Source organism: Pseudomonas sp. MD195_PC81_125 (genome assembly GCF_014060985.1).
GTDB lineage: Bacteria > Pseudomonadota > Gammaproteobacteria > Pseudomonadales > Pseudomonadaceae > Aquipseudomonas > Aquipseudomonas parakoreensis.
Genome location: NZ_JABULD010000171.1, coordinates 1 through 26,722 on the forward strand (window position 1 = coordinate 1; position 26,722 = coordinate 26,722).

24 protein-coding genes and 4 pseudogenes are annotated in these 26,722 nt (G+C 61.4%); 8 read left to right on the plus strand and 20 right to left on the minus strand.

Annotated features, from left to right (window positions below; translation table 11 throughout):
• Positions 1-581: 581 nt before the first annotated feature.
• From HT737_RS07390 to HT737_RS07430, 9 genes and pseudogenes are all read right to left on the minus strand, one after another.
• A complete protein-coding gene (locus HT737_RS07390) occupies positions 582-1,622 on the minus strand; it encodes an AI-2E family transporter (RefSeq protein ID WP_047295744.1) in 1,041 nt (346 codons plus the stop codon).
• Positions 1,623-1,692: 70 nt separating this feature from the next.
• On the minus strand, positions 1,693-2,499 hold the full coding sequence (locus tag HT737_RS07395; RefSeq protein ID WP_121186676.1) for a DUF4892 domain-containing protein: 807 nt from the start codon (positions 2,497-2,499) through the stop codon (positions 1,693-1,695).
• A gap of 115 nt (positions 2,500-2,614) precedes the next feature.
• Entirely contained in the window at positions 2,615-3,469 is an 855-nt protein-coding gene (locus HT737_RS07400; RefSeq protein ID WP_182402032.1) for an alpha/beta hydrolase, read from the minus strand.
• Positions 3,466-4,272: an alpha/beta fold hydrolase gene (locus HT737_RS07405; protein ID WP_121186678.1), complete on the minus strand. Its 807-nt coding sequence runs from the start codon at positions 4,270-4,272 to the stop codon at positions 3,466-3,468. Before HT737_RS07405 ends, HT737_RS07400 begins: the two co-directional genes overlap by 4 nt.
• Before the next feature lie 198 nt (positions 4,273-4,470).
• Positions 4,471-4,914: a hotdog fold thioesterase gene (locus tag HT737_RS07410; protein ID WP_083368209.1), complete on the minus strand. Its 444-nt coding sequence runs from the start codon at positions 4,912-4,914 to the stop codon at positions 4,471-4,473.
• A gap of 31 nt (positions 4,915-4,945) precedes the next feature.
• Positions 4,946-6,601, minus strand: a complete 1,656-nt coding sequence (locus HT737_RS07415; protein ID WP_182402034.1) for an AMP-binding protein — start codon at positions 6,599-6,601, stop codon at positions 4,946-4,948.
• A 148-nt stretch (positions 6,602-6,749) separates the two neighbouring features.
• Positions 6,750-7,202: a phosphohistidine phosphatase SixA gene (gene sixA, locus HT737_RS07420; protein WP_041067483.1), complete on the minus strand. Its 453-nt coding sequence runs from the start codon at positions 7,200-7,202 to the stop codon at positions 6,750-6,752.
• Positions 7,199-7,546: a DUF4389 domain-containing protein gene (locus HT737_RS07425; RefSeq protein WP_047600374.1), complete on the minus strand. Its 348-nt coding sequence runs from the start codon at positions 7,544-7,546 to the stop codon at positions 7,199-7,201. The genes sixA and HT737_RS07425 overlap by 4 nt, the downstream gene beginning before the upstream one ends.
• A gap of 18 nt (positions 7,547-7,564) precedes the next feature.
• A pseudogene (locus tag HT737_RS07430) lies at positions 7,565-8,591 on the minus strand (NAD(P)H-dependent glycerol-3-phosphate dehydrogenase).
• Between the two features lie 196 nt (positions 8,592-8,787).
• On the opposite strand from HT737_RS07430, the gene HT737_RS07435 reads away from it, so the two are divergent.
• From HT737_RS07435 to fabB, 5 genes are all read left to right on the plus strand, one after another.
• A complete protein-coding gene (locus HT737_RS07435; RefSeq protein ID WP_182402038.1) occupies positions 8,788-10,911 on the plus strand; it encodes a TonB-dependent receptor in 2,124 nt (707 codons plus the stop codon).
• A gap of 1 nt (position 10,912) precedes the next feature.
• Complete coding sequence (locus HT737_RS07440) at positions 10,913-11,845, plus strand: ABC transporter substrate-binding protein (RefSeq protein ID WP_182402040.1); 933 nt, start codon at positions 10,913-10,915, stop codon at positions 11,843-11,845.
• The gene (locus tag HT737_RS07445; RefSeq protein ID WP_182402042.1) at positions 11,842-13,746 is read left to right on the plus strand and encodes a response regulator; all 1,905 of its coding nucleotides are present in this window, start codon (positions 11,842-11,844) and stop codon (positions 13,744-13,746) included. The genes HT737_RS07440 and HT737_RS07445 overlap by 4 nt, the downstream gene beginning before the upstream one ends.
• Before the next feature lie 247 nt (positions 13,747-13,993).
• Positions 13,994-14,509, plus strand: coding sequence for a 3-hydroxyacyl-[acyl-carrier-protein] dehydratase FabA (fabA, locus tag HT737_RS07450; protein WP_003227150.1), 516 nt, complete (start codon positions 13,994-13,996; stop codon positions 14,507-14,509).
• A gap of 11 nt (positions 14,510-14,520) precedes the next feature.
• Positions 14,521-15,741, plus strand: coding sequence for a beta-ketoacyl-ACP synthase I (gene fabB / locus HT737_RS07455; protein WP_003227152.1), 1,221 nt, complete (start codon positions 14,521-14,523; stop codon positions 15,739-15,741).
• 194 nt (positions 15,742-15,935) lie between these two features.
• Here the strand turns inward: fabB and HT737_RS32635 are convergent, their stop codons facing one another.
• From HT737_RS32635 to ubiE, 11 genes and pseudogenes are all read right to left on the minus strand, one after another.
• A complete protein-coding gene (locus HT737_RS32635; protein WP_371262551.1) occupies positions 15,936-16,691 on the minus strand; it encodes a methyl-accepting chemotaxis protein in 756 nt (251 codons plus the stop codon).
• A gap of 102 nt (positions 16,692-16,793) precedes the next feature.
• A pseudogene (locus tag HT737_RS32640) lies at positions 16,794-18,182 on the minus strand (HAMP domain-containing protein); the annotation flags it as partial.
• A gap of 112 nt (positions 18,183-18,294) precedes the next feature.
• The gene (locus HT737_RS07465) at positions 18,295-19,002 is read right to left on the minus strand and encodes a 16S rRNA (uracil(1498)-N(3))-methyltransferase (protein ID WP_041071512.1); all 708 of its coding nucleotides are present in this window, start codon (positions 19,000-19,002) and stop codon (positions 18,295-18,297) included.
• Positions 18,999-19,790 (minus strand): twin-arginine translocase subunit TatC, encoded by a 792-nt coding sequence (gene tatC / locus HT737_RS07470; protein ID WP_047290879.1) that lies wholly within the window; start codon positions 19,788-19,790, stop codon positions 18,999-19,001. Before tatC ends, HT737_RS07465 begins: the two co-directional genes overlap by 4 nt.
• Positions 19,787-20,251 (minus strand): Sec-independent protein translocase protein TatB, encoded by a 465-nt coding sequence (tatB, locus tag HT737_RS07475; RefSeq protein ID WP_182402044.1) that lies wholly within the window; start codon positions 20,249-20,251, stop codon positions 19,787-19,789. The genes tatC and tatB overlap by 4 nt, the downstream gene beginning before the upstream one ends.
• A 10-nt stretch (positions 20,252-20,261) precedes the next feature.
• A complete protein-coding gene (locus tag HT737_RS07480) occupies positions 20,262-20,543 on the minus strand; it encodes a twin-arginine translocase TatA/TatE family subunit (RefSeq protein ID WP_095667754.1) in 282 nt (93 codons plus the stop codon).
• A 25-nt stretch (positions 20,544-20,568) separates the two neighbouring features.
• Entirely contained in the window at positions 20,569-20,901 is a 333-nt protein-coding gene (locus HT737_RS07485; protein ID WP_003220849.1) for a phosphoribosyl-ATP diphosphatase, read from the minus strand.
• A gap of 269 nt (positions 20,902-21,170) precedes the next feature.
• Positions 21,171-21,563 carry a phosphoribosyl-AMP cyclohydrolase gene (gene hisI / locus HT737_RS07490; RefSeq protein ID WP_095667753.1) on the minus strand — a complete coding sequence of 131 codons (393 nt, stop codon included), beginning with the start codon at positions 21,561-21,563 and terminating at the stop codon, positions 21,171-21,173.
• Between the two features lie 80 nt (positions 21,564-21,643).
• Positions 21,644-23,250 (minus strand): annotated as a pseudogene (gene ubiB, locus HT737_RS07495) (ubiquinone biosynthesis regulatory protein kinase UbiB).
• Positions 23,247-23,870 (minus strand): SCP2 domain-containing protein, encoded by a 624-nt coding sequence (locus HT737_RS07500; protein ID WP_003220855.1) that lies wholly within the window; start codon positions 23,868-23,870, stop codon positions 23,247-23,249. Before HT737_RS07500 ends, ubiB begins: the two are co-directional and overlap by 4 nt.
• Entirely contained in the window at positions 23,870-24,640 is a 771-nt protein-coding gene (gene ubiE / locus HT737_RS07505) for a bifunctional demethylmenaquinone methyltransferase/2-methoxy-6-polyprenyl-1,4-benzoquinol methylase UbiE (protein WP_007961779.1), read from the minus strand. The genes HT737_RS07500 and ubiE overlap by 1 nt, the downstream gene beginning before the upstream one ends.
• 154 nt (positions 24,641-24,794) lie before the next feature.
• On the opposite strand from ubiE, the gene HT737_RS07510 reads away from it, so the two are divergent.
• From HT737_RS07510 to HT737_RS07520, 3 genes and pseudogenes are all read left to right on the plus strand, one after another.
• Positions 24,795-25,070, plus strand: coding sequence for a polyhydroxyalkanoic acid system family protein (locus HT737_RS07510; protein ID WP_182402046.1), 276 nt, complete (start codon positions 24,795-24,797; stop codon positions 25,068-25,070).
• A 250-nt stretch (positions 25,071-25,320) separates the two neighbouring features.
• The gene (locus HT737_RS07515; protein WP_041074948.1) at positions 25,321-25,743 is read left to right on the plus strand and encodes a phasin family protein; all 423 of its coding nucleotides are present in this window, start codon (positions 25,321-25,323) and stop codon (positions 25,741-25,743) included.
• A 10-nt stretch (positions 25,744-25,753) separates the two neighbouring features.
• A pseudogene (locus HT737_RS07520) lies at positions 25,754-26,646 on the plus strand (phasin family protein).
• The last annotated feature ends 76 nt before the right edge of the window (positions 26,647-26,722 follow it).

The following is a 26,722-nucleotide window of genomic DNA, read 5'->3' on the forward strand; positions in this document are numbered from 1 at the left end:
CGCGAGCAGGCTMKCTCCCACAGGTAAATTGAGTGCATTCAGCCAGAACATGGTCGGCTGTCAGGCCGCCATCGCTGGCAAGCCAGCTCCCACAAGGACTGAGTGGATTCAGTTAGATCCAGGTCGGCTGTCAGGCCGCCATCGCTGGCAAGCCAGCTCCGACAAGATCAAGATCAAGATCAAAAGATCGCAGCCTCCGGCAGCTCCTACACAGGATGAGCGTTAGCTCGGCTGCAGCTCTTGATCTTGCCGTGCCGGCCCCTTCGGCAGGCTGAGTGGAGGGGTTTATCCGGGGGTGGGAGCGCAGCGACCGTTTGGCGAAGCAAAAGGCATCGAGAGCAGGTGCAGCGAAGCAAACCGGAGGCGATGCCCCCGGATAAACCCCGCAACGAAGGAACCCGAGCCTGAGCGAGGGCCGTACGCCGGGGCCCAGCGTTTTGGTTACTTTTGGGCGTCTGCAAAAGTGACTCGCCGTAAGGGCGAAACCGCCAGCCGCAACACCCGAAGCAACGGATAAACACCCAAAACCCCAGGAGCATGGTCGGCCCAGAGGCCGCCAAGTCAAACCACCCCAGCCAAATCTAAACCCGAGCCTGACTCTTGCTCCAATCCGTCAACAAACTATAAGCCACCGCCAACAACGTAGGCCCGATAAACAGCCCGATAAACCCAAACGCAATCAACCCGCCAAATACCCCAAGCAACACAATCACCAACGGCAGATTCCCGCCCCGGCTGATCAGATAAGGCTTCAACACGTTATCCACGCCACTGATGATGAACGTGCCCCAGATCCCGAGAAACACCGCCATCCCGTACTCGCCCTTCCACGCCAGCCAGGCCGTCGCCGGAATCCACACCAACGGCGGCCCCATTGGAATCAGGCTCAACAGGAACGTCACGATCCCCAACACCAGCGCCCCCGGAACGCCGGCAATCAGGAACCCGATCAACGCCAGAATCGCCTGCGCCGCTGCCGTACCGATCACTCCGTTGACCACCCGCTGCACGGTACCGGCCACCAGCTCGATGTAATACCCGGCCCGCTCGCCAATCAGCCGCTCCAGCAGACCGTGCACAAATGCCGCCAGTCGCGGCCCGTCGCGATAGAAAAAGAACACGAAGACAATGCTCAGGGTCAGCTCGAGAATCCCGCCGCCGATCTGCGCACTGCGCGCCAGCAACCAGTTGCCGACCTGCCCCAGATACGGCTTGATCGACACCATCAGCGCGGCGCCCTGCTGATCGATGCTGTTCCAGACCCCGACCAGCCGCTCGCCGACCAGCGGCACGCTGCCGAGCCAGGCCGGTGCTTCCGGCAGGCCGTCGACCTGTACATCCTTGATGAACGCCGTGGCATCGCGCACGTGATCGGCCAGGTTGAACCCCAGCCACACCAGTGGCGCCGCCACCAGCAGCATCCAGCCAAGGGTCAAAATAGCCGCAGCAAGTGATTCGCGGCCATTGAGCCAACGGGTCAACAGACGCATCAGCGGCCAACTGGCGAACGCCAGCACCGCCCCCCAGAACAGCGCCGACCAGAACGGCGCCATCACCCACAGGCTGGCACCAAACAGCACCAGCAGGAGAATCTGCACCAACAGCCGATCATTATTGAGCATGTAAAGTCTCGAAGAGGTCAGTCGGTCAAAGCGTAGGCGAACACGCCCCCGCTTGCACGTACGATGCAGCTTATCGCAACAGATCAATGCGCAGGCCAGCGCCGTCGGCGCTCCCCGCCTCCATCCGCGCCGCGCGCACGCCCTGACCGATCAATGCCTGACGCCAGGCCTCGGCCTTCGGCCCGGAAATCGTCACGCGCTGGGTGGTGTCGAGGTTCAAGCCACGGGAAATCAGTCGTAGCCAGGTGTCATCCGGGTCCCCGGTCAGCTTGGGAAAGTCCAGTTCGCCGGTGCTTTTGAGCTGTCGCAACAGCGTCGCCGACGTCGGAAGCAACTCGCCCAACGGCGCGCCCGCTTCGAACTGTTCGACATGCAGGTAGGCTTTGCGATTACCGCGGGTGATGCTGTAGAGCGCCACCAGGGTGTTGTCCTTCGGTGCAGCCAGACGCAACAGCAGATAGGCCTGTTGCTCGTCGGCACCGTACAGCTTGGCATTGCCGAACACTTCATTGGCCCACAGGCTGCTTTCGCCGCAGTCGCGGGCCTGGCACCAGAACAGCAACTCGGCGTCCTGCTTTTGCAGGGCTTCGCGAGCAGCAGTGAAGGCTTCGGTGGCGGAGTGCTCCGGGGGCAATTCATAGGTGACCGAAGTGGTCTGGCCGCGCGCGGTGACCTGGCCGTCGAAGCGCAACTGGCCGCTGATCTTGCGAATCGAGCCCAGCGGATAGATCCGCTCGAGCTCCACCGGAGGGCGATAGTCGACAATCTGCGCATCGGCCAGGCGCGGCACGATCTGCAGATCCTGGCTGCCTGGCACATCGGCAGCGAAGAGAACGGGACTGAAACAGCACAGCGCCAACAGACTGAGTGACCGCATAGTCAGGCTCATCGGATCGGCATGGCTTGGCGGGTCGGGGTCGCAGCGGTATAGAAATCCATCGTGTTTGTCTCCCATTTCAACCCGCCCAGCCTCGACAGTTGCCCGGTGCAAGTCAAGGAATGGCGAAGAAGCGATTGAAACAGTCTGCGACAAGGTCGGCACCGGACTCATCGTTCAGGTGCAAATGATGCCCGCCCGCCAGCTGTTCCTGGCTAAAGGGTAGACGCTCCAGCAACTCCGGATGTCTGGCCAGCATGCCGTCGGCGGCGACCACCAGTTGCGCCGGACAGGTGATGCGCTGGACGAACGCCATCGCCTGCTCCTGAGTCAGGCGCAACGGCGATGGCAGAGTCAGCCGATTATCAGTGCGCCATGTATAACCGCCGGGCACCGGCATCAAACCGCGTTGCGCCAGCAGTTCGGCGGCTTCGCGACTGACCGCCACCAGCCCTTTCATCCGCGCTTCGATGGCACGATCGAGGGTGTTGTAGACCGGTTTGCGCTTGTCACGCAGGTCCAGCTGCGCCTGCAGGGCCATGCCCATGCGCTCGGCAGCGTTTTCACCTTTGTCTGTAGGCGGAATCACTCCATCGATCAGCGCCAGATGGCTGATGCGCTCCGGCAACGAACCGGCCAGCACCAGCGAAACGATGGCGCCCATCGAATGCCCGAGCAGGCCGAAGCGCTTCCAGCCCAGTTGCTCGGCAACCTGCAGCACATCGTGAGCGTAATCCCACAGCGCATAACCGGCGCCGTTCGGACGATGCCCGGAATGCCCATGCCCGGCCATGTCCAGGGCAATGATGCGCAGGCCTTTGAGCCTCGGCGCCAGGCGCGCGAAGCTGTTGGCGTTGTCGAGCCAGCCATGCAGGGCGATCACCGGCAGACCGTCCTCGGGGCCGAACAAGTGCGCCGCCAGTTCGATATGCGGCAGGCTCAGGCGCACTTCTTCGAAGGTCGGGCTCATGCGCAGTCCTTCTGTAGGCGGCGCTCCCAACGCGTAAACAGCTCTTTGAGCAGGCGCGCGGTGTCTTGCGGACGTTCGAGCGGGAACATGTGTCCGCCGGGCATGCTCAGGGCTTCACCCTGGGGCAGGCGCCCGACGAACCGCGTGTGATGACGCATGACCACCCGGCTCTTGTGACCACGCACCACGGCCAGCGGCACCTGCAATTGGCGCGTACGGCCCGGGCTGGTGTGCGGCACGCCGCGATAGATGCTGATTTCGGTGGCCGGGTCGAAGCGCAGACGCAACTTGTCGCCGACCGTCTGCAACCCGTGTTGCAGGTAGGCATCGAAGCATTCCGGATCGAAACCGCGAAACAGGGTCTTGCCGGCAAAGTAGCTGCGCGCCGTGTCGAGGTCGGCGAACTCCTCGCGTCGCCCCAGCGTACGTCCGGCCGGGGTCAGTCTGTCGATGAAGCCGAAGCGCTTGGCCGCGCGGATCACCCATTGATCAGTGCGGGTCAGCACCGGCGAGTCGAGCATGACCACGCCGCGATACAGCTCTGGGCAGCGCAATGCGGCGTGCAGGTGCAACACGCCGCCAAAGGAATGGCCGACGCCCCACACCGGTTGATCCTGCTGCTGCAAATGGTGGATCAGTTCGTCGACCAGGTTGTACCAGTTGTCGTCCGCCGGGAAACGCGGGTCATGGGCATGCTGCTCCAGATGCGCAACCCGGTACTCGGGCGCCAGCGCCGCGAACAACTTGCCATAGGTGCCCGAGGGAAACCCGTTGGCGTGGGCGAAAAAGATCGGTTGCGACATGCGGACTTATCCATGAACGGGAAACGTGATGTTGATTGTCCGTAAGACCAGGATCGGCAGCAATGACCATAACTGCCAGAAAGGGTGGTGGAGTTGTCGTGAAAAGCAAAAGATCGCAGGCTGCGCCAGCCCCTGCATGGGAATCGCTTACATTCTGTAGGAGCTGCCGCAGGCTGCGATCTTGTTATCTTCAGCAGATCACCGGGCCGGTGGCTGCTCGCCCAACGGCACCACCGCCATGGTCAAACGCGAGACGCAACTGGCCTTGCCTTCATCGCTGGTCAAGCGAATGTCCCAGACATGCGTGGTGCGACCGATGTGAATTGGCGAAGCCACTGCGGTCACCCGCCCGCTGCGCAAACCGCGCAGATGGTTGGCATTGATCTCCAGCCCCACGCAATAGAATTTGCTGGCATCGATGCACAGGTAACTGGCCATGGAACCAACGGTTTCCGCCAGCACCACCGAAGCGCCGCCGTGCAGCAGACCATAAGGTTGATGGGTGCGGTGATCGATGACCATGCTCGCCGTCAACGACGCTTCGTCGAAGGACTCAAAGCGGATATCCAGCACTTCGCCGATGGTGTTTTTCTGGATTGCGTTCAACTGCTCGATGTTCGGAGTGGTGCGCCACAAGGTCATCGCAGGCTTCCTTTGTTGTTTTGATCGTCACTCAATCCTGCCACAGCACCGCCTCGCTGCGCGCGCTCCATTCTTCAAACCGCGCGCCATAAGTGTCTTCGATGACGTTGCGCTTGATCTTCAAGGTCGGCGTGAGAAAGCCGTTTTCCACCGCCCAGCTGTCCTTGACCACCACCAGCCGGCGCAGGCGTTCGTGCTTGTCGAGCACGGCGTTGACCTCTTCGAGCAGCTTCTCCAGGCTCGAATGCAGACTCGCCCGCGCCTCCTCCTGATTGACGTTCGACAGCACGCACAAGCCCAGCGGGGCACTCAGGCCATCACCGACGACACAGACCTGTTCGATCCGCGAATGCACCGCCAGCCGGTTTTCAATCGGCGCCGGGGCCACGTATTTGCCCTTGCTGGTCTTGAAGATTTCCTTGAGCCGGCCGGTCAGGCGCAAGCGCCCCTCGGCATCCTGTTCGCCCTTGTCACCAGTACGCAGGAAGCCGTCCTCGGTGAGGGTCTCGGCGGTTTTCTGCGGCTCCTTGAAATAGCCAAGCATGTTCGCCTGACTGCGCACCTGCACCTCACCGGACTCGTCGATTCGCACCTCAACCTCCGGGCACGGCTTGCCGATCCAGCCTTGCTTGTACTGACCCGGCAGGCAGATGTGCGAATAGCCGCAACTCTCGGTCATGCCATACACCTCCAGCACATCGAGGCCGAGTTTCTGATACCAGCCGAGCAGGGTCTGCGGCACCGGTGCCGCACCGGACAGGGCAACGCGCAAGGCATCAAGGCCTAACCCGGCCAACACCTTGTGCCCGACCCGCTTGCCAATGAATGGCAGGCCAAGCAGGAAATCCAGGCGCTTGGCCGGGATCTTGCCGTACACGCCCATCTGGAATTTGGTCCAGATGCGCGGCACCCCGAACATCGCCGTGGGCCGCGCCCGCTGCAGATCGGTGATGAAGGTGTCGAGGCTTTCGGCAAAGAACACGGTTTGCCCGGTATAAATCGCCGCCAGTTCAACGAACATTCGTTCGGCGACATGGCACAGCGGCAGGTACGACAGCAGGCGGTCTTGCTCGTTGAGCCCGAACAGTTGCGTGCCGCGAGTCGTGGCAAAGCCCAGATTGGCAAAACTGTGCATCACGCCTTTGGGCAACCCGGTGGTGCCGGAGGTGTAGATGATGGTCGCCAGTTGTTCGGCCGCCGGGCGTGGATCGTCCTGGATCGGCGAGCTCCCTTGCAGGTCATCCCAACTGAAATCAAACTCGCCGGGCGGATGCAGCGGCAGACTGATGGTTGGCAGATCCGCCGGCACACCGACCGACATGCCCGGCCAGTCATCGAGCTTGCCGATGAACGCCAGCACGCTTTCCGAATGTGTCAGGACCTGATTCACCGAGTCTGCCGTGAGGTTGGGATACAGCGGCACCGAGACGTGTCCGGCCATCCAGATCGCCAGATCGGCAATGATCCAGTGCGCGCAGTTTTTCGAGATCAGTGCAATGTGGCTGCCTTGCGGCAATTCCCGTGCGCGCAGCCAGTGCGCGGCGCAACGGGCCTGATGGCCGATGTCGGCCCAGGTCAGCGTCTCGACCTGCCCGCCACCGATGGGCTGCACCAGAAAACGCTGGCGCGGGTGCCGGGCCTCACGCTCGTAGAATACGTCCAGCGGTAAACGGAAGGCGGCAGACATGCGACTCGCTCCTGTTTTTTGGGTCTGGAGCAAGCGTAGTCAACCAAGCAAGTGCTTGGTTGGATTTTTTACCAAAAGAAACAAGATCAAAAGATCGCAGCCTGCGGCAGCTCCACCAGAGACCTGTGCAGGCTGCGATCTTTTGCTTTTAGGGATGCTTGAGGCTGTTGAGGGTCATCGAGCCTATCAACAACTCAGGACTTTCCAGTTCGGCCAAGCCAGCGGTGCTGACCTTCTCCGGCGGATACCCGGCGCCATGCTGCAGATAGCTCAGCAGGTTGCCCACCAACGGGTTATGGCTGACCAGCAGCACATTGCTCACCGACACCAGCTGATCCGCCACCTTGTCCGGATCGCTCTCCGGCGTCAGCCAATCGACGGTGCGGATCTCCGGCTCGAAACCCAGAGCCTCGCGAACGATCTGCGCAGTCTGTTGTGCGCGCAGATAAGGGCTGGCGTAAATCGCCGTCAGCGGCTGACCGATCAATCGGGCTGCGCTGCTCAAGGCCTCTTGGCGACCGTGCGCGGTCAGTTCCCGTTCGGAGTCGGGGCACGAGCCATAAGGCACGGCCTCACCGTGACGCAATACCCAGAGTTTCATAGCTTGGGTTCCTCATCGCGGGCCGGATGCGGGGCTGGCGGCACGGTGTGCGGCGCCTCGCCTTCCGGGGCACGCGGGGTCGGCCAGTCGGCGAACGGCCAGGGTTTCTGGTCGCTGTGAAAGCTGCCGAAGCGGCCGATCTGCGCAAGGAACTGGCTCAGGCTGTCGCCGAAATTCATCAGGCTGGCGCTCGGCGCGCCGTAAATCAAACGATAGATCAGTTGCACCAGCACCACCGCGCCGAGGATGAACTGCGCCACTTGCCAGACCAGCACGTAGACGATCATCCACAGCACCCGCAGGAGGATGGATTCGTACTTGGCTTCGGTTTTCGGATCGTTCATGGCTCGCTTCCTGTTGAATCAGTTGAAACCGCTGGTGGAAATAAAGTCGACGTCGGTTTTCGGCTCGGCCCGCATCAGTAGACCGATCACCTGCTCCAGCGTGCGTCCTTCAAACAGGATCGCATGCAGCCCGGCGACCAGCGGCATGTACACGCCAACCTCCTGGGACTTGGCCTTGAGCACTTTCAGGGTGTTGACCCCCTCAGCGACTTCGCCCAGGCGCGACACGGCTTCATCAAGGCTCAAGCCCTGACCGAGGGCAAACCCGACCTGATAGTTGCGGCTCTTGGGTGACGAGCAGGTCACGATCAAGTCACCGACCCCGGCCAGACCGAGGAAAGTCATCGGGTTGGCGCCCTGGTTCACCGCGAACCGGGTCATCTCGGCCAGGGCGCGAGTGATCAGCATGCTCTTGGTGTTCTCGCCCATCTCGAGCGCTACCGCCATGCCGGCGATGATCGCGTAGACGTTCTTCAACGCGCCGCCCCAGTTCGACACCGAAACGGTCAGCACTGGCGTAAACGCGGAAGGTGCGACCATGCAACGCAGCCTGTACCGCTTTGCAGAGTTCTTCGTCTTCGCTGGCGACCACCGTGGCGGTCAGCGCGTGCTCGGCGATCTCCCGCGCCAGGTTCGGCCCGGACAGTACGCCGATGCGCGCCTGCGGGGCGATCTCTTCGAGGATCTGGCTCATCAGTTTGAAGGTGTGGGCTTCGATGCCCTTGGTCAGGCTGACCAGCATCTTGCCGCTCAGGCGCTCGGCATGAGCAGCCAGCACCGTGCGCAGGGCGCTCGACGGCAGCGCGACGAAGCACAACTCGCAGGCGTCGAGGGTGGCCTGCAGGTCGGTGACCGCCGTCACCCCCGGCAGGATCTTGATGCCTTTGAGGTAACGCGGATTCTCGCGATTGACCCGGATGGCCTCGGCCTGCTCGGGGTCGCGCATCCACTGCAGGACTTGATGGCCGTTCTCGGCCAAAAGATTGGCCACGGCGGTACCAAAACTTCCGCCTCCCAGGACCGCAATCGGGCGCTGTTCAGTCATATGCAATCCGTTAATCCATACCAGTGGCGATGCCGGCATTATACGGGGCGACCGGAGCGCGGCCAGCCCCTGCGTCAATTACCGGCACTTGTAGGAAGAAGACCAATAAAACCTAGGAAAATGCCAGCATCGTGACTGGAAAAGTCACTGTCCTCGGTTAACATGCGCGCCAATTCTTTGTGATCAAGGCTGTGTCGTGTCTTTTGGCTCTCCCCCTTCACGTTCATCCCTGTTGCTGGCGCTGCTGTTCAGCCCGGTGTTGCAGGCGGACGACCTGTTTGTCGACAGCGAAACGCTGCCGCAGGTGCTGACGGCCACACGCCTGAAACAGACACCGGCGGAAGTGCCGGGGAGCATGACCGTACTCGACAGTGAACTGATCAACGCCAGTGGCGCCCGCGACATCAGTGAGTTGCTGCGGCTGGTGCCGGGAATGATGGTCGGCAACATCAGCGGCAATCAGGCGGCGGTCAACTATCACGGGACCAATGCCAGCGAAGCGCGACGCATGCAGGTGCTGATCGATGGCCGCTCGGTGTACCGCGCAGGCCTGGCCACGGTGGACTGGAGTGATATTCCGGTGGCCATGGAAGACATCGAGCGGATCGAGGTTTTCCGTGGGCCGAACACGGTCAGCTACGGCGCCAACGCGCTGATGGCGGTGGTCAACATCATCACCCGCAACCCGGCAGACAGCCACGGCACACGCCTGAAGTACACCCGCGGCCAGCGCGGCATTAACGATTTCTATGCCAGCCAGGGTACGGGCTGGAACGGCGGCGACTTGCGCCTGTCGCTGTCCGGCCAGGAAGACGATGGCTTCGACAGCGACCGCACCGGCGCCGATTACCGCGACAGCCGCCGTTTGAACCGCTTCAGCCTCGCCGTCAGCCAGACCCTGAGCGACAACCAGAGCCTCGACTGGCAGGTCAATGCCAAGGACGGTACCAACCAGCGCCCTTATACCTACCGCCCGGTTTTCTCGGGGATTACCGCTGCCGGGAACAATTCCGACGTGGTCGCCAAGGATTACGCCGGCTCGGTGCGCTGGAGTCTCGACATCAATCCGCAACACAGCCTTTATATACAAGGCTCGGCGCAGCACTGGGATCGCCAGCAAGTATGGCGCGCCTGTGATGCCGAAGTGTCGTTCAGCCCGCAACTGACACAGCTGTGGCAGCTCAACCCGAACTACACCGAACGCCTGGCGCGCAACATCACCCGTTTCACCGGCCCCGGTCCGGAAGCCGGAACGCCACAGGAAATGGCTCTGGCCAATCAAGTGCTGGATCAATGGCGCAACGGTGCCAGCCAGACCTTGTGTGGCGACATCGACCAAAGCGCCCGCGAGTCGCGCTACGATCTGGAATTGCAGGACACCCTCAGCCTGTCCGACAGCCTGCGACTGGTCAGCGGCATGAACTATCGTTACGACCGGGCCGACTCCGAGACCTACTTCAACGGCACGCTGGACGACACCACCTGGCGCGCGTTCGGCCAACTGGAGTGGCGCGCCAGTGAACACTGGCTGTTGCAGGGCGGCGCCATGTTTGAAAACACCCAACTGATCGGCAGTTCGCTGACGCCCCGGTTCGCCGTCAACTACCTGATCAACCCACGCCATGGCCTGCGCGCGGTGTACTCGGAGGCGATCCGCTCGCCGGACATGTTCGAGAACAACGTCAACTGGAGCTATCAGGTGAGCAACCTGCGGCCGTCCGCCTATGGCCAGTCTTCGGCGCGCTACTTCGTCAAGACCCGTGGCCCGGGCAATCTCGATCAGGAACACATGCGTTCGCGCGAGTTGGGCTACAACGGCTATTTCGCCGAGTGGGGGCTGGCCGTGGACGTGAAGCTGTTCTACGACGAAATCACCGGAATGATCAGCGAGCCGCTGCGTAACAACCAGTACATCGCCAGCAACGCCAACAGCTCACGCTTTCGCGGCACTGAAACCCAGCTCGACTGGCGCCTGAGCATGATCGACCGCCTGCGCTTCACTTATGCCTACGTCGATGCCGAGGCGAGCAATCCGCTGGATCAGCAATTCACCTCACGCAACAGCGGCTCTGCCGGCTGGCTGCGCGATTGGGGCCATGGCTGGAACAGCGCCCTCTTCTATTACGGCGACAACGCGCTTAACGGCTATCGTTTCGAGCGGGTCGACACGCGCATCGCCAAACGCATCCCGCTGGGCAAGGCGCAACTGCAACTGGCCGGCGTGCTGCAGCAGCGGCTCGACAACCAGCCGACCACTTTCGTCGACAACCAGTACGACGAGCGCCGGGTGCTGTATTTCAGCGCCGAGCTGGAGTTCTAGGGTGCGCTACGCCACGGCAAACAAGACGCCCACCCTTGGCCACTGGCTGGCGGGTGCCTGTCTGTTCTTGACCGCGTGGCTGCACGGCGTGGCGGTGCAAGCCGCCGATATCCTGTTGACCGGCGCCGAAGAAAGCCCCGGGGTGCAAGCCTTCGTCCAGGCCCTGAGCGAGCTGCGCCCCACTGACAACGTGCGGTTTCAACCGCTGGCCAGCCTGCCGGCGCCGGGCAAGTTGCCGGGCAATTTGCGGATGATTCTGCTCGATCTGCCCAGTCTCGACTGGCGCCTGCAGGAGTCCCAGGGGCCGCCGACGCTGGTGTTGCGCATCAGTCGTCTGCAAGCGCGCAAACGCCTGGGTGCCGCACAGCCACCGCACTTGAGTCTGCTGTGGAGCGATCCGCCGCTGGGGCGGCAACTGCAATTGATTCGGCGAATTCTGCCGCAGGTGCGGCGGGTCGGCGTGCTGTTCGACCAGCACAGCGAATTCTTGCTCAAGGAGCTGCATCAGGCCGCAGCGCCGCTGAATCTGCAAATCGTCAGCCAGCGCTGGGACAACACCCAGGACAGTCGCCCGTTGCAAGGCGTGCTGAGAAACAGCGAGGTGCTGCTGGGCCTCGACGACCCCGACCTGTACAACCCGAAAACCGTGAAAAACCTGTTGCTCAGCAGTTACTCCCGGCAAGTGGCACTGATCGGGCCGAACGTTGCGTTCGTGCGTGCCGGCAGCCTCGCCAGCACTTACAGCGATCAGCCCGACTGGCTGGCGATCCTTGACGGGTTACTGGACCGTCCCCCGGCAACATGGCCGCGCGCGCTCTACCCCGATCGCTTCAAGGTCTCAAGTAATGCGCAGGTCGCTCGTTCCCTGGGTATCGAGCCAATCGATGAAGCGTCTGTCGCCCGCCAGTTGGCTGAAGGAGAAAGCCACCCATGAATCTGCGTCGCCGCTGGGACATCAACACCCGCACGCAATTGATCAGCCTCGGCCCGGCCCTGCTGCTTACGCTGCTGCTGATCAGTTTCTTTACCTTTGTGCGGATTCAGGATTTGCGGCAGGAGCTCAATCACACCGGGCAACTGATCGCCAACCAACTGGCGCCCGCCACCGAGTACGGAGTGATTTCCGGCAACAACGAAGTGCTGGAAAGCCTGCTCAAAGCGACCCTGGCCACACCAAACGTGCGTTTTCTGGAAGTACAGGACAGCGCCAACCGGATCCTGGCCTACGTAGAACAGGCCGCCGACGCGCACAACCGCCCGCATCAGGTCGAGGTGTTTCAGGCCCCGGTGCGCCTGCAACGGATCGCCCTCAACAGTGATTTTTTCCACGACGCCAAAGCCAGCAATAACGTGACCAGCGAGGACTATCTGGGTCGGGTGATCGTCGGCCTGTCCAACGATGCCTTCAGTCAGCGTCAGCAGGAAATTCTGTTCAAGGCCGGGATTCTGGCGTTGTTCGCCCTGCTCTTCACGTTTGTGCTGGCGCGGCGTCTGGCCGGCAGCCTGTCGGCGCCGATCCGCGATATCGGCAACGCGGTCAAGGCAATTCAGCAAGGCGACTACAAGACCCCGCTGCCGATTGTCGATGACACGGAACTGGGCGCCCTGTCGCAGCACATCAACAACCTCGCCCAGGCACTGGAGCAGGCCAGTCGCGAACAGCATCAGGCGATGGCGCAACTGATCCAGACCCGCGAGGAAGCGGAAAAGGCCAACAACGCCAAATCCGATTTCCTGGCGATGATGAGCCACGAACTGCGTACGCCCATGAATGGTGTGCTGGGCATGTTGCAGTTGCTGGAAACCACGGACATGACCGAGGAGCAGATCGAGTACGCGGCGCTCGCTTCGGAGTCGACCGAACATCTGCTGAAAGTCATCAACGACATCCTCGACTTCTCGCGGATCGAACGTTCGGAGCTGGAGCTTGAGCACATTCCATTCAACCTGGCCGACCTGATCGGCGCTTGCGCCCAGTCGTTCCAGCACAGCGCGGTGCAGCGCGGCTTGGCCCTGAACCTGCGGATCCCCGAGGACATGCGCGACATGCAGGTGCAAGGTGACCCGACGCGGATCCGGCAGATTCTGGTTAACCTGGTGGGCAATGCCTTGAAGTTCACCGAGCGTGGCCGGGTCAGTATCGAAGCGCAATGGCAGTCGCTGGATCACGAACTGCTGTGGTTCACCTGTTCGGTGCGTGACAGCGGCATCGGCATCTCCTCGGAAAGTCTGGAGTTGATGTTCAACGCCTTCCAGCAGGCTGACAGTTCGATTTCCCGGCGCTATGGCGGCACCGGCCTCGGCCTGCCGATCGCCCGCACCCTGGCCGAACGCATGGGCGGGACGTTGCGCGCGCAAAGTGAAGAAGGCCTGGGCTCGGTGTTCACCCTGGAAATCCCGCTGGCCTTATATAAGCAGACATTGCCGCCGCTGGCGGCACCGCGCGCGGCCAATGGCAACGGGCATGGCGAGGGGCGCCATGTGTTGCTGGTGGAGGACAATCCGGTCAACCAGACCGTGATCGAGGCGATGCTGCGCAGCCTTGGCTTCACCGTCAGCGTCGCCACCGATGGCGCGCAGGCGGTACGCAGCGCTGAGGGCAATGAGTTCGAAGTGATTCTGATGGACTGCCGGCTACCGATCATCGACGGCTATGAGGCGACCCGGCAGATTCGCCAACTGCCTGGACGCGGCGAGGTGCCGATCATCGCCCTGACCGCCAACGCGCTACAGGGCGACCGCGAAACCTGCCTGTCGGCGGGCATGAACGATTACCTGGCGAAGCCGTTCAAACGCAATGACCTACAACAGATTCTGCAGCGCTGGGTGCAGTAGTGACGGTTTTTCGACCATCTGCGACTGGCGTGAAAAGCGAAAGTGCGGCAGTCTTAGGCACCCGAACGAGCCTCAAAAGAGGCTTGAATAAAAATTTCAGTGCACAAGTGTACATTCATGTCCTTGGTGCTGTGACTTTCACCACAACGCAATAGTCTATGAGTAGGCTGCCGGTACGAGGCATGAACGCGTCGATCGGCCGGGAAGATTTGCCCCACCTGCCGCATGGGATTATTGAGGAGCTCGCATGACCAAACAAAACGCCTTTACTCGGGAAGACCTGCTGCGCTGCAGTCGCGGTGAGCTGTTCGGCCCAGGTAACGCGCAACTGCCCGCCCCGAACATGCTGATGGTGGATCGCATCACCCTGATCAGCGAAGAAGGCGGCAAGTACGGCAAAGGTGAATTGGTCGCCGAGCTGGATATCAACCCTGACCTGTGGTTCTTCGCGTGCCACTTCGAAGGCGATCCGGTGATGCCGGGCTGCCTCGGTCTGGACGCCATGTGGCAACTGGTCGGCTTCTTCCTGGGCTGGCAAGGCCTGCCGGGCCGTGGCCGTGCGCTGGGTTCAGGCGAAGTGAAATTCTTCGGCCAGGTCCTGCCGACCGCCAAGAAAGTCACCTACAACATTCATATCAAACGCGTCCTCAAGGGCAAGCTGAACCTGGCCATCGCCGACGGTTCGGTGACTGTCGACGGTCGCGAAATCTACACCGCCGAAGGCCTTCGCGTCGGCGTGTTCACCTCCACTGACAACTTCTAAGGGTTATTCGCATGCGCCGCGTCGTTATCACTGGTCTGGGCATTGTTTCGTGCCTGGGCAATGACAAAGAGACCGTCTCCGCTAACCTGCGTGCAAGCCGCCCTGGCATCCGGTTCAACCCGGAATATGCTGAAATGGGTCTGCGTAGCCAGGTTTCCGGCTCCATCGACCTCAACCTTGAAGAACTGATCGATCGCAAGATCTATCGTTTCGTCGGCCATGCAGCGGCTTACGCCTACCTGGCCATGAAAGACGCCATTGCTGACTCCGGCCTGACCGAAGAGCAAGTGTCCAACCCGCGTACCGGCCTGATCGCCGGTTCCGGCGGCGCGTCGACCCTGAACCAGATGGAAGCGCTGGACATCCTGCGCGAGAAAGGCGTGAAACGCGTTGGCCCATACCGTGTAACGCGGACCATGAGCAGCACCGTTTCCGCATGCCTGGCCACGCCGTTCAAGATCAAGGGCCTGAACTACTCCATCGCGTCTGCCTGCGCCACCAGTGCTCACTGCATCGGTACCGCCATGGAACAAATCCAGATGGGCAAGCAGGACATCGTCTTCGCCGGTGGCGGTGAAGAAGAGCACTGGAGCCAGTCGTTCCTGTTCGACGCGATGGGCGCCCTGTCCAGCAAGCGCAACGACACCCCGGAACAAGCTTCCCGCGCCTACGACGCCGACCGTGACGGTTTCGTCATCGCTGGCGGTGGCGGCATGGTCGTGGTTGAAGAGCTGGAACATGCGCTGGCCCGTGGCGCCAAGATCTACGCCGAAATCGTTGGCTACGGCGCGACGTCCGACGGCTACGACATGGTTGCCCCAAGCGGCGAAGGCGCGATCCGCTGCATGCAGATGGCAATGTCCACCGTCGACACCCCGATCGACTACCTGAACACCCACGGCACTTCGACTCCGGTCGGCGACGTCGCGGAAATGAAAGGTGTGCGCGAAGTGTTCGGCGACAAGGCGCCTGCGATCAGCTCGACCAAGAGCCTGTCCGGTCACTCCCTGGGCGCCGCTGGCGTTCACGAAGCGATCTACTGCATGCTGATGATGGAAGGCAACTTCATCGCCGGCTCCGCCAACATCGACGAGCTGGACCCTGAAGTGGCCGATCTGCCGGTGCTGACCAAGACCCGCGAGAACGCCACCATCAACACCGTGATGAGCAACAGCTTCGGCTTCGGTGGCACCAACGCCACCCTCGTGCTGAAGCGCTGGGAAGGCAAGTAATTCCCTTCTGCTGAGCCGCACATAAAAACGCCCCGACTGGTTCGGGGCGTTTTTTTTGGCCTGCAGAAATGACTGAGTAATGCATAAGCCCTGTAGGAGCTGCCGAAGGCTGCGATCTTTTGATCTTGGTTTTTAAAAAATCAAAGTCAAAAGATCGCAGCCTGCGGCAGCTCCTACAGGCGAGGGTGATGCAGTCAGACCCGGAACTGATCCATCAGACTCTGCTGCTGATTCGCCAAACTGTTCAGCGATTGGCTCACCCGCGCCGACTCATTGGCCTGTCCGGACAGCGACTCGGTCACGTCGCGAATGGTCGCCACGTTGTTGTTGATCTCCTCGGCCACCGCGCTCTGTTCTTCCGCCGCGCTGGCGATTTGCAGGTTCATGTCGCTGATCACCGTCACTGCATCGCCGATCTGGCGCAGTGCGGTCACCGCTTGACCGACCTGCTCGACACTGCCCTGCGCCTGACGATGGCTGTTGCCCATCGAACCGACCACATCCTGGGTGCCGGTCTGCAGTTGCTCGATGACCTGACGGGTTTCTTCCACCGACTCTTGCGTGCGGCGGGCGAGGTTGCGCACTTCGTCGGCGACCACGGCGAACCCGCGCCCGGCTTCACCGGCACGCGCCGCTTCGATTGCCGCGTTGAGCGCCAGCAGGTTGGTCTGTTCGGCGATGGCGCGGATGGTTTCCAGCACCGTACCGATCTTCTCGCTGTTGGCGGCCAGGCCTTCGACCTGCACCATCGCTGCGCTCATGTCGGCGGCGAGGGTGTCGATGCTCGCGGTGGTGCGGTCGATCACGGTCAGACCCTGACGGGTGGCGCGGTCGGCGTCTTTGGCCGCTTCGGCGGCTTGCGCAGCACTGCGCGCAACATCCTGCGCGGTGGCGCTCATTTCGTGGGATGCGGTGGCGACCTGATCGACCTGACGGTATTGCTGCTCCATGCCGGCGCTGGTCTGAGTCGCGATGGCCGAGGACTGGTCGGCGGTGTTGCGCGCGTCCTGCACCGAGCGTTTCACTTCGGCGATGATCGGTTGCAACTTGTCGAGGAATTTGTTGAACCAGCCGGCCAATTGGCCGAGTTCATCTTTTTTGTCGTAGGCCAGGCGGCGGGTCAGATCGCCTTCGCCACTGGCAATGTCTTCAAGCATGTTGGCCACGCCGAGGATCGGTCTGGTCACACTGCGTGCCATCAGCCACACCAGCAACAGGCCGATCAGCGCCGCAAGCACGCCGAGGCTCAGTTCGATCAGGGTGCCGGAGTGGTTGCTCGCATCCAGTTGCTGCTTGAGTGCTTCGGCGCGGCTGACCAGCACCTTTTCCGGCACGTCGAGCAACACGCCCCACGACGGGCCGCCGGGGATCGGCTGGAACGGCGACAGCACTTTCAACTGGCCGTTGCTGTGCAGGCTGCTGACGCTGCTGCTGGCGCCGAGTTGACGCAGCAGTTCGGCGCCACTGACGGTGTCCACGGCATCCAGACGTTTGCTCAGCTTGCTGGCGTCCGGGCTGTAACCGGCGAGCAGGCCGGTGGGGCTGATGATGCTCACGGCGGTCTGGCCGTCGTAGAGTTTTTTGCTCGCGCCCTGACTGATCGCCTGCAGGCTGTTGAGATTGATGTCCACCGACAGCGAGGCGATGACTTTGCCGTTGACCATCAGCGGAAAGACGATGCTGGTCATCAGCACGTTCTGGCCGTCGATCACATAAAAGTACGGTTCGATCACGCACGGTTTGAGCGTGGTGCGCGGGCAGGTGAACCAGGCATTGGCCGCCTGACCGCTGGGGCCTGTGCTGGTATCGGTCATGTCGCTTTCCGGCAGGGCCATCGAGGTGACTTTGCCGGGAGTCGGCTGCGACCAGTAGAGGGCGAAGCGGCCCTTGTCGTTGCTGCCCAGCTCGGCCTGACCGGCGAACAGCTCATCCTTGCCGTCCAGCGCGTTGGCTTCGAACACCAGCGACAGGCCGAGCAGGTCCGGATTGGCCTGCAGCGCGGACTTGACCTGACGGGTCATGTCTTCGCGCAGGTCGAAGGCGTCGAGAAAGCGCTTCTCGGCCTGCTCGCGCAGGAACAGCACCTGACGCGAAAAACCGTGACCGTACTGATAGGCGTCCATGAACTGCTGGCGAATCCCGGCAGCCTGCACTTCGCCTTGCGATTCAATGCGCGCCTGGGCCGACTCGGTCAGCATCTCCATGCTCGACGCCTTCACCAGCTCGGAGCTGTGCTCCATGCGGTACAGCGAAAGACCCACCAGCAGGGTCACGATGCCCGCCAGGCACAGGCCGGCGAGCAGGGTGATTTTCCATTGAATGGAAAGTTGTCTGAGCGACATGGAGACGTCCTTATTCGATAAATATCTGAGACTTTGCACTGTAACGACCGCGTTTCGGCTTTCTTTATTGTTCAAGCGCAATATGACCGATTGCCGCATGCAACCAATCCCCTGTAGGAGCTGCCGAAGGCTGCGATCTTTTGATCTTGCTTGTTAAAAAAACAAGAATCAAAAGATCGCACCTGCGGCAGCTCCTCCAGGGAGAGGTGTGTCAGAACAGGCGGGCGAGGAGGGCGGTGACGGCGGTTTCGACGCGCAGGATGCGCTCGCCCAGTTGCACCGGTTGCAGGCCGGACTTGGCAAGCAAGTCGATCTCGTAAGGAATCCAGCCACCTTCGGGGCCGATCGCCAGCGTTACCGGTTCGCTCAACGCGCGCGGGCACGGCGGAAAATTGCCGGGATGGCCGACCAGGCCGAGGGTGCCTTCGGTTATCGCAGGCAGTCGATCTTCGACGAACGGCTTGAAGCGCTTCTCGATGATGATGTCCGGCAGCACGGTATCGCGGGCCTGTTCGAGGCCGAGGATCAAATTCTCGCGAATCGCCTCCGGCTCCAGAAACGGCGTCTGCCAGAAACTCTTCTCGACGCGGTAGCTGTTGACCAGAATCACCTTCGACACGCCCATGGTCGCCACGGTCTGGAACACCCGACGCAACATCTTCGGCCGCGGCAGGGCCAGTACCAGCGTCAGCGGCAGCTTGGCCGGTGGCGGTTGATCGAGGCTGACGCGCAACTCGGCTTCGCCGGCCTCGAGGCGCAGCAGTTCAGCCGAACCCATCAGCCCATTGATGCGCCCGACGCGCAGGCTGTCGCCGACTTCGGATCGATGCACTTCCTGCATGTGCGTCAGGCGCCGGTCACGCAGCACGACGCGGTCGGCCGCGATGAAGTCGGCCTCTTCGAGCAACAGCAGGTTCATGCCTGGGTCGCTGGCGGCTGGTCGTTGTGATCGTCAGCCGGCGTTTCGTCCGGGCGTTCGCGTTTGCTGACCAGGCTGCCGAACAGAATGCCGATTTCAAACAGCATCCACATCGGCACGGCCAGCAGGGTCTGCGAGAAGATGTCCGGCGGCGTGAGGATCATGCCGACCACGAAGCAGCCGATGATCACGTACGGACGGATCTTCTTCAGGTATTTGACGTCGACCACGCCGATCCACACCAGCAGCACCACGGCCACCGGGATTTCGAACGCGACGCCAAAGGCGAAGAACAGCGTCATCACGAAGTCGAGGTAGCTGGTGATGTCGGTCATCATTTCCACGCCGGCCGGGGTGGCCGCGGCGAAGAACTTGAAGATCAGCGGGAACACGAAGTAATAGGCGAACGCCATGCCGGTGTAGAACAGCAGGATGCTCGACACCAGCAGCGGCACGGCGACGCGTTTCTCATGCTTGTACAGGCCCGGCGCGATGAAACCCCAGATCTGGTGCAGGATCACCGGAATCGCGAGGAACAGCGAGACCATCATCGTCAGCTTCAGCGGCGTCAGGAACGGTGACGACACATCCGTGGCGATCATCGTCGCACCGGCCGGCAGGTACTGGCGCAGCGGCGTCGAGACGAAGGTGTAGATCTGCTGGGTGAACGCGAACAACCCGGCGAAGATGATGAACACCGCCGCTACACAACGCAGCAGGCGGGTGCGCAACTCGGTGAGGTGCGATACCAGCGGCATGTGCTGGTCGTTTTCGGGGAGATCGCTCATGGGGCTCGCGGCGGCAAAGTGGTGTCGTGAGGCGCAGGTGTGATCGGCGCGGCGGTTGGAGATACGTGTTCAACCGAAGTTTCTGTAGCAGTCGGCACGGGGGCTGGCGGCGCTACAGCGGCGGCAGGTGCAGGTGTCGGAGCTGTTACAGCTGGCGCGGCTGGCGCATGAGTCGTCTGCTCACCCACATGCTCAACCGGCGTCGGCTCCTGCTGAACCGGCGTGAAAATCTTCCGCGCCTCCTGCTCCAGCGACAGGATGTGTTCGTTGTGCAGTTGCCGGCGGATTTCGTCGGCACCGATTTCACGTTCAACTTCCTGTTTGATCGCGTTGAAGCTGCGCTTCAGCCGGCCGACCCACAGGCCGGCGGTGCGCGCAGCGCCCGGCAGACGCTCGGGGCCCAGCACCAGCAGGGCGACGAGGCCGACGAGCAGCAGTTCAGAGAAGCTGATACCAAACATTAGTCAGTGCTCACACGTCTTTGCGGATCGGCTCTTCGACTTTCTGCGCCTGCACGTCGATGGTGTGCGGCGGGTTGGCCTGAGCGGAGGCTTGCGGCTGCACCGGTGGTACCGGCTGCGCAGGCGTTACGGTCGGATCGGCGGCGGGTTTCTCATCGTCGTTCATGGCTTTGCGAAAACCCTTGATCGACTCACCGACGTCGGTGCCGAGGTTTTTCAGTTTCTTGGTGCCGAACACCAGCACCACGACTACCAGAATGACGATCCAGTGTTTCCAGTCAAAAATGCCCATGTTGCTGTTCCTCTCTAAAAATTGTTCAGGCGGACGGACGCGAGGCTTTCTCGACGTGTCCGGACAGGCCGAAGCGGCGATCCAGTTCATCCAGCACGGCCTGCGGATGCTGCCCCAGTTGGGCGAGCATGACCATGCTGTGGAACCACAGGTCGGCAGTCTCGTAGATCACATCGCTGCAGTCACCGCTGATGGCGGCGTCCTTGGCGGCAATAATGGTTTCGACCGACTCTTCGCCGACTTTCTCCAGAATCTTGTTCAGGCCCTTGTGATACAGACTAGCTACATATGAGCTGTCGGCCGCTGCGCCTTTGCGCTCTTCAAGTACCTGAGCGAGGCGGGTCAGGGTGTCACTCATGGGAGGATGTGTCATCAGTCATTTCCTGAGCTGCGCCGGAGCCTGATTTTGTGCAGGGCAAGGCGCGAGGAGTGTAGTTTGGCATTTCAAATAAACGACGAGTAACGCAGCCCTGCACAAAATCAGGCCCGGCCCTCAGGGTTGCCGGCTGAAAGCGCGCCATGCTGCGTTGCAGGCCTTGGCAAGGAAAAGACATTCCCTGCGGCCTGCGCCTTGCCTGGCGCGCTTTCAGCCGGCAACGCAGCTCAGTAAATGACTGATGACACATCCTATTGTCCTGCGGAATAAATGGCGTGCGGGTCTTTCAGAACCGGGTCGACCGTTTTCCAGTCGCCGTTTTCGAAGACGCGGTAAAAGCAGCTTTGGCGGCCGGTATGGCAAGCGATGTCGCCAATCTGTTCGACCATCAGGATGATCACGTCGGCGTCACAGTCCAGACGCATTTCATGCAGGGTCTGTACGTGGCCGGACTCTTCGCCCTTGCGCCACAGCTTGCCACGGGAACGTGACCAGTAGATTGCACGGTTTTCCGCAGCGGTCAGCTCGAGCGCTTCGCGGTTCATCCAGGCCATCATCAGCACGCGTCCGGTCTTGTGATCCTGGGCAATCGCCGGCACCAGGCCATCGGCGTCCCACTTGATCTCGTCCAGCCAGTTTTTCATCTTCGACTCCGACAGCGAACCCGCACTTCAATAGTCGGGTTCAGGCGTTGAAACAGTGTGCCAGCCGATCAGCGAACTGGCTATCGGCGAACGACCAGATACAAGCCGACGGCCACCATGATTCCGGCCGGCCAATGCCCCAGTTCGTGCAGCGGGCCGCCGGCGGCGAGGATGGTACCGCCGGCCAGATGCGCACTGCCGAGCAGGCGCAGGAACCAGTCGTCCTTGCGTTTGTGCCACGGGGGGCGGCGGGTCGTAGGCGTGCGGTTGAGACATGCGTTCGAGCAGGTCACGGGCCATGTTGGCCAGGTGCGGCAGCTGTTCGAACTGGCTCTGCACGTTGCCGATCAAGGCTTTGGGGCTGACGCGCTCGCGCATCCAGCGCTCAAGGAACGGCTGCGCGGTGTTCCACAGATCCAGATCCGGGTACAACTGACGGCCGAGGCCCTCGATATTCAGCAAGGTCTTTTGCAGCAGCACCAGCTGCGGCTGCACTTCCATGTTGAAGCGTCGCGCGGTCTGGAACAGGCGCATCAGCACCTGGCCAAATGAAATATCTTTTAACGGTTTTTCGAAGATCGGCTCGCACACGGTACGGATCGCCGCTTCGAATTCGTTGAGTTTGGTTTCCGCCGGCACCCAGCCCGAATCGATGTGCAATTGCGCGACGCGGCGGTAGTCGCGCTTGAAGAAGGCGAACAGGTTGCGCGCCAGGTAGTCCTGGTCTTCCGGGGTCAGACTGCCGACGATGCCGCAGTCGATCGCGATGTACTGCGGACTCCACGGGTTGACGGTGCTGACGAAGATGTTGCCCGGGTGCATGTCGGCGTGGAAGAAACTGTCGCGGAACACCTGGGTGAAGAAGATCTCCACGCCGCGTTCGGCGAGCATTTTCATGTCGGTGCGCTGGTCGGCGAGGGTCGCCAGATCCGTTACCTGAATCCCGTAGATGCGCTCCATGACCAGCACTTTCGGCCGGCACCAGTCCCAATAGACTTGCGGCACGTAGAGCAGCGGCGAGCCTTCGAAGTTGCGCTTGAGCTGGCTGGCATTCGCCGCCTCGCGCAGCAGGTCGAGTTCGTCGTAGATGGTTTTTTTCGTAGTCCTGCACCACGTCCACCGGGTGCAGCAGGCGGGCATCGGCGGAGATCTTTTCGGCGGCGCGGGCGAGGATGAACAGCCACGCCAGGTCTTGGGCAATCACCGGTTTCAGGCCTGGGCGGATCACCTTGACCACCACTTCTTCGCCGGTTTTCAGCTGTGCAGCATGTACCTGCGCCACCGAGGCCGAGGCCAGCGGTTCGACGTCAAAGCGGCTGAACACGTCGCTGATTTTCTTGCCCAGTTGCTCTTCGATCAACTTGATCGACAGCTGCGAATCGAACGGCGGCACACGGTCCTGCAGCAGCATCAGCTCATCGGCGATGTCTTCCGGCAGCAGGTCGCGACGGGTCGAGAGAATCTGCCCGAACTTGATGAAGATCGGCCCCAGATCCTGCAGCGCCAGACGCAGGCGCGCGCCACGGTTCAGCTCCAGCGGTTTGCGCGGGAACCAGCGCCACGGCAGCACGTAGCGCAGCGCCAGGAGAAACCAGGGCAACGGCAACTCGAACAGCAGGTCATCGAGGCGGTAGCGGATCACGACGCGCTGGATGCGCAACAGACGGCGGACGGCAAGCAGCTTCATGCGTTATCGCTTGGGTCGAGGGATCGGGAAAGGCGCTCGAAACGCGCCTCGAGACGTTCCAGATCAAGTTTGATCCGGTCCAGTTCGCTGAACCGCGCTTCGGCTTCGCGCTGGCCGACGAGGGTGCGCGATTCTTCGGCGAGGTATTCGGCGAGGTTCTGGTTGAGGCTGGCAAATCCTTGCTGATACCAGCGCGCGCGGCTGCGCAGGTGACCGCCAATCAGTTGCGTGGCGACCGGGCCGAGCCAGCGCGAGAGTTCGTACTCCCAGTCCAGCTCGAGGTCCTGCAGCACCCCGGCCAGTTCCAGCAGCACGCCGCTGTCACCGTCGAGCTCGACTTCCGGGGCGTGCAGCACCGCGGTCTTGTCTTTGCTCACGGCCAGTTTCACCAGGCTGGAAGCGGGCGCGCGCAGGGTACAGTCGACGCCGGTTTCCCAGTGCGAGGCGAGCATCAGGCCCTCATCGCTGGGCAGGATGAACAATTGCAGCGCCGGGCTGCGGCAATCCACGGCAATCACTTTGCCAGTCAGATGCGCCAGCCGCGGCAGCGCCGTGCTGTCGAGACGCAGCACCCGGTTGAGGCCGAGTTCGACGCTGGCGAGCAGCCCGGTGAGCAACATCAGGGCTTGATGCCGCGGTGCAGGGCGACGATGCCTGCGGTCATGTTGTGATAGGTCACACGGTCGAAACCGGCGTCGACCATCATCGATTTCAGGGTTTCCTGATTCGGGTGCATGCGGATCGATTCGGCCAGGTAGCGATAGCTTTCCGAGTCGTTGGTGATCAGCTTGCCCATCAACGGCATGAAGGCGAACGAGTAGGCGTCGTACGCCTTGGACATCAGTGCGTTGGTCGGCTTGGAGAATTCCAGCACCAGCAGACGGCCGCCGGGCTTGAGCACGCGCAGCATCGACCGCAGGGCGTCTTCTTTATGCGTCACGTTGCGCAGGCCGAAGGCGATGGTCACGCAGTCGAAATGGTTATCCGGGAACGGCAGCTTTTCCGCATCGGCCTGGACGAATTCGACGTTGCCCGACACACCCAGATCCAGCAGGCGGTCACGACCGACCTTGAGCATGGATTCGTTGATGTCGGCCAGCACCACCTGGCCGGTCGGGCCTACGAGGTGCGAGAACTTTTTGGTCAGGTCACCGGTGCCGCCGGCGATGTCGAGCACGCGGTTGCCTGCACGCACACCGGACAGTTCGATCGCGAAACGCTTCCACAGACGGTGCATGCCGCCCGACAGAAGGTCGTTCATCAGGTCGTATTTCGCGGCTACCGAGTGGAAAACCTCAGCGACTTTTTCCGCTTTCTGGCTTTCCGGAACGTTTTTGAAGCCGAAGTGAGTGGTGGGTTCGGCATCGCTGCCTTTGCGCTGATCAGTCATATCGCTGTCACCAAAAGAGAATGCGCGACATTCTAATCCCCAAGCCATGCTTTGTCTTGGAATGGCTAAAGGTAAGATGGGCAACCTTCGGGACGATTTGCCGCAGACGCGGTCAAGATTTACCGACACCCATTCATCAAGCAGGAGTCATTCAATGGCCAAAATCAGTGTTGGGCGTGCCCACAGCCTGGGCAAGGAAGCCGCCCGCGAGAAGGCCGACAAGCTGGCGCAGAAACTCTCTGATCAATATGGCCTGGAGCCGCAGTGGTCGGGCGACACCCTGAACCTCAAGCGCTCGGGCGTGAAAGGCGCGGTGCATGTGGCTGACGATTCGATCCGTGTCGATGTGGAGCTGGGCATCATGATGTCGGCCATGAGCGGCATGATCAAAGCCGAGATCGAGAAGGCGCTGGATAAAGCGCTGGTCTGATCGCGGTTTTTCTCAATCCCGAATCGCTGTGGGAGCGGGCTTGCCCGCGATGGCGTTGGGTCAGATAACGAAAATTCTGGATGTGCCGGCCTCATCGCGGGCAAGCCCGCTCCCACAAGGGTTCGTGTTTGTCCTGCAGACTGTTTATGTCAGTTGTTAGGGTGCCGTTTCTAATTTTTCTCCCTACTTTGTGCCTGAGCCCGACACATCTGCGGGCAGTTCCTCAAACCTTCTGCGCGTGAGGTGCACCATGGCCAAAGTCATTCTGAAGAAAAAAATCGACGCTTCGACTTCTGCTCTGAGCGACGTCAAATCCTATGCCCGCAAGATCTGGCTGGCAGGCCTGGGTGCCTACGCCAAGGTCGGCCAAGAGGGCAGCGACTACTTTCAAGAGTTGATCAAGGCTGGTCAAACTGTTGAAAAGAAAGGCAAAAAAGCCGTCACCGAAAAACTTGAAGCCGCCAACGCCGAGATCGATGAAGCCAAGGGTGAAGTCAGCTCGTTCAAAGGTCGTGTCGAAGTTCAGCTCGACAAGGTCGAGAAGGCGTTCGACTCCCGTGTGGCAAGCGCCTTGAATCGTATCGGCATTCCGTCTAAACATGACGTTGAGACACTCTCTGCTAAGCTCGATGAGCTGACGGCATTGCTCGAACGCGTCGCGCGTAAATCTTAAGGAGAACGGGATGGCTGGTAAAAAGAACACCGATAAAGAAGGCAGCTCGTGGATTGGGAAAGTCGAAGACTACTCCCGCAAAATCTGGCTGGCTGGTTTAGGCGTGTACTCGAAGATCGACACTGACGGCAGCAAGCTCTTCGAGTCACTGGTCAAAGACGGCGAGAAAGCCGAGAAGCTCACCAAGTCTGCAGTCGGCAAGAAAGTCGATGCCGCCAAGGACTCCGCTTCGTCGGCCAAGTCGCGCATCAGCGGCGTGAAAGATCGTGCACTGGGCAAGTGGGACGAGCTGGAAGGGGCTTTCGACAAGCGCCTGAACAGCGCGATTTCGCGCCTGGGTGTGCCTAGCCGCAATGAAGTCAAAGCGCTGCACAGCAAGGTCGAAACCCTGACCAAGCAGATCGAGAAACTCACCGGTCTGAAAACCCAACCGGTCGCGGCGAAAACCGCAGCGGCCAAACCGGCAGCCAAAACCGCCGCCAAGCCACTGGCTAAAGCGGCTGCGAAACCAGCTGCCAAAGCTGCGGCCAAGCCAGCGGCAAAAACCGCTGCCGCCAAGCCTGCTGCTAAAACGGCGGCTGCCAAACCCGCTGCCAAGCTGCCGCGAAACCGGTTGCTGCCAAAGCCGCTGCGAAACCTGCGGCCAAGTCCGCGGCCAAACCAGCCGCCAAGCCAGTAGCGAAAACCGCTGCCGCCAAACCGGCTGCCAAACCTGCGGCCAAACCGGCTGCGGCGAAAAAACCGGCAGTGAAAAAGCCGGCCGCGCCAAAAGCCGCCGCTCCGGCAGCCAAGCCTGCAACCCCGGCAACCCCGGCCAGCACGTCGAACTCCGCCGCTGCACCGACCCCGGTAGCGACCCCGACTGCAGCATCGACTCCGTCGACGCCAACCAGTCAGTCCTGATTTTTCAGGGCAAAACAAAACGCCCGGCCTGTGAAGGTCGGGCGTTTTTGTTTGAAGATCAAAAGATCGCAGCCTG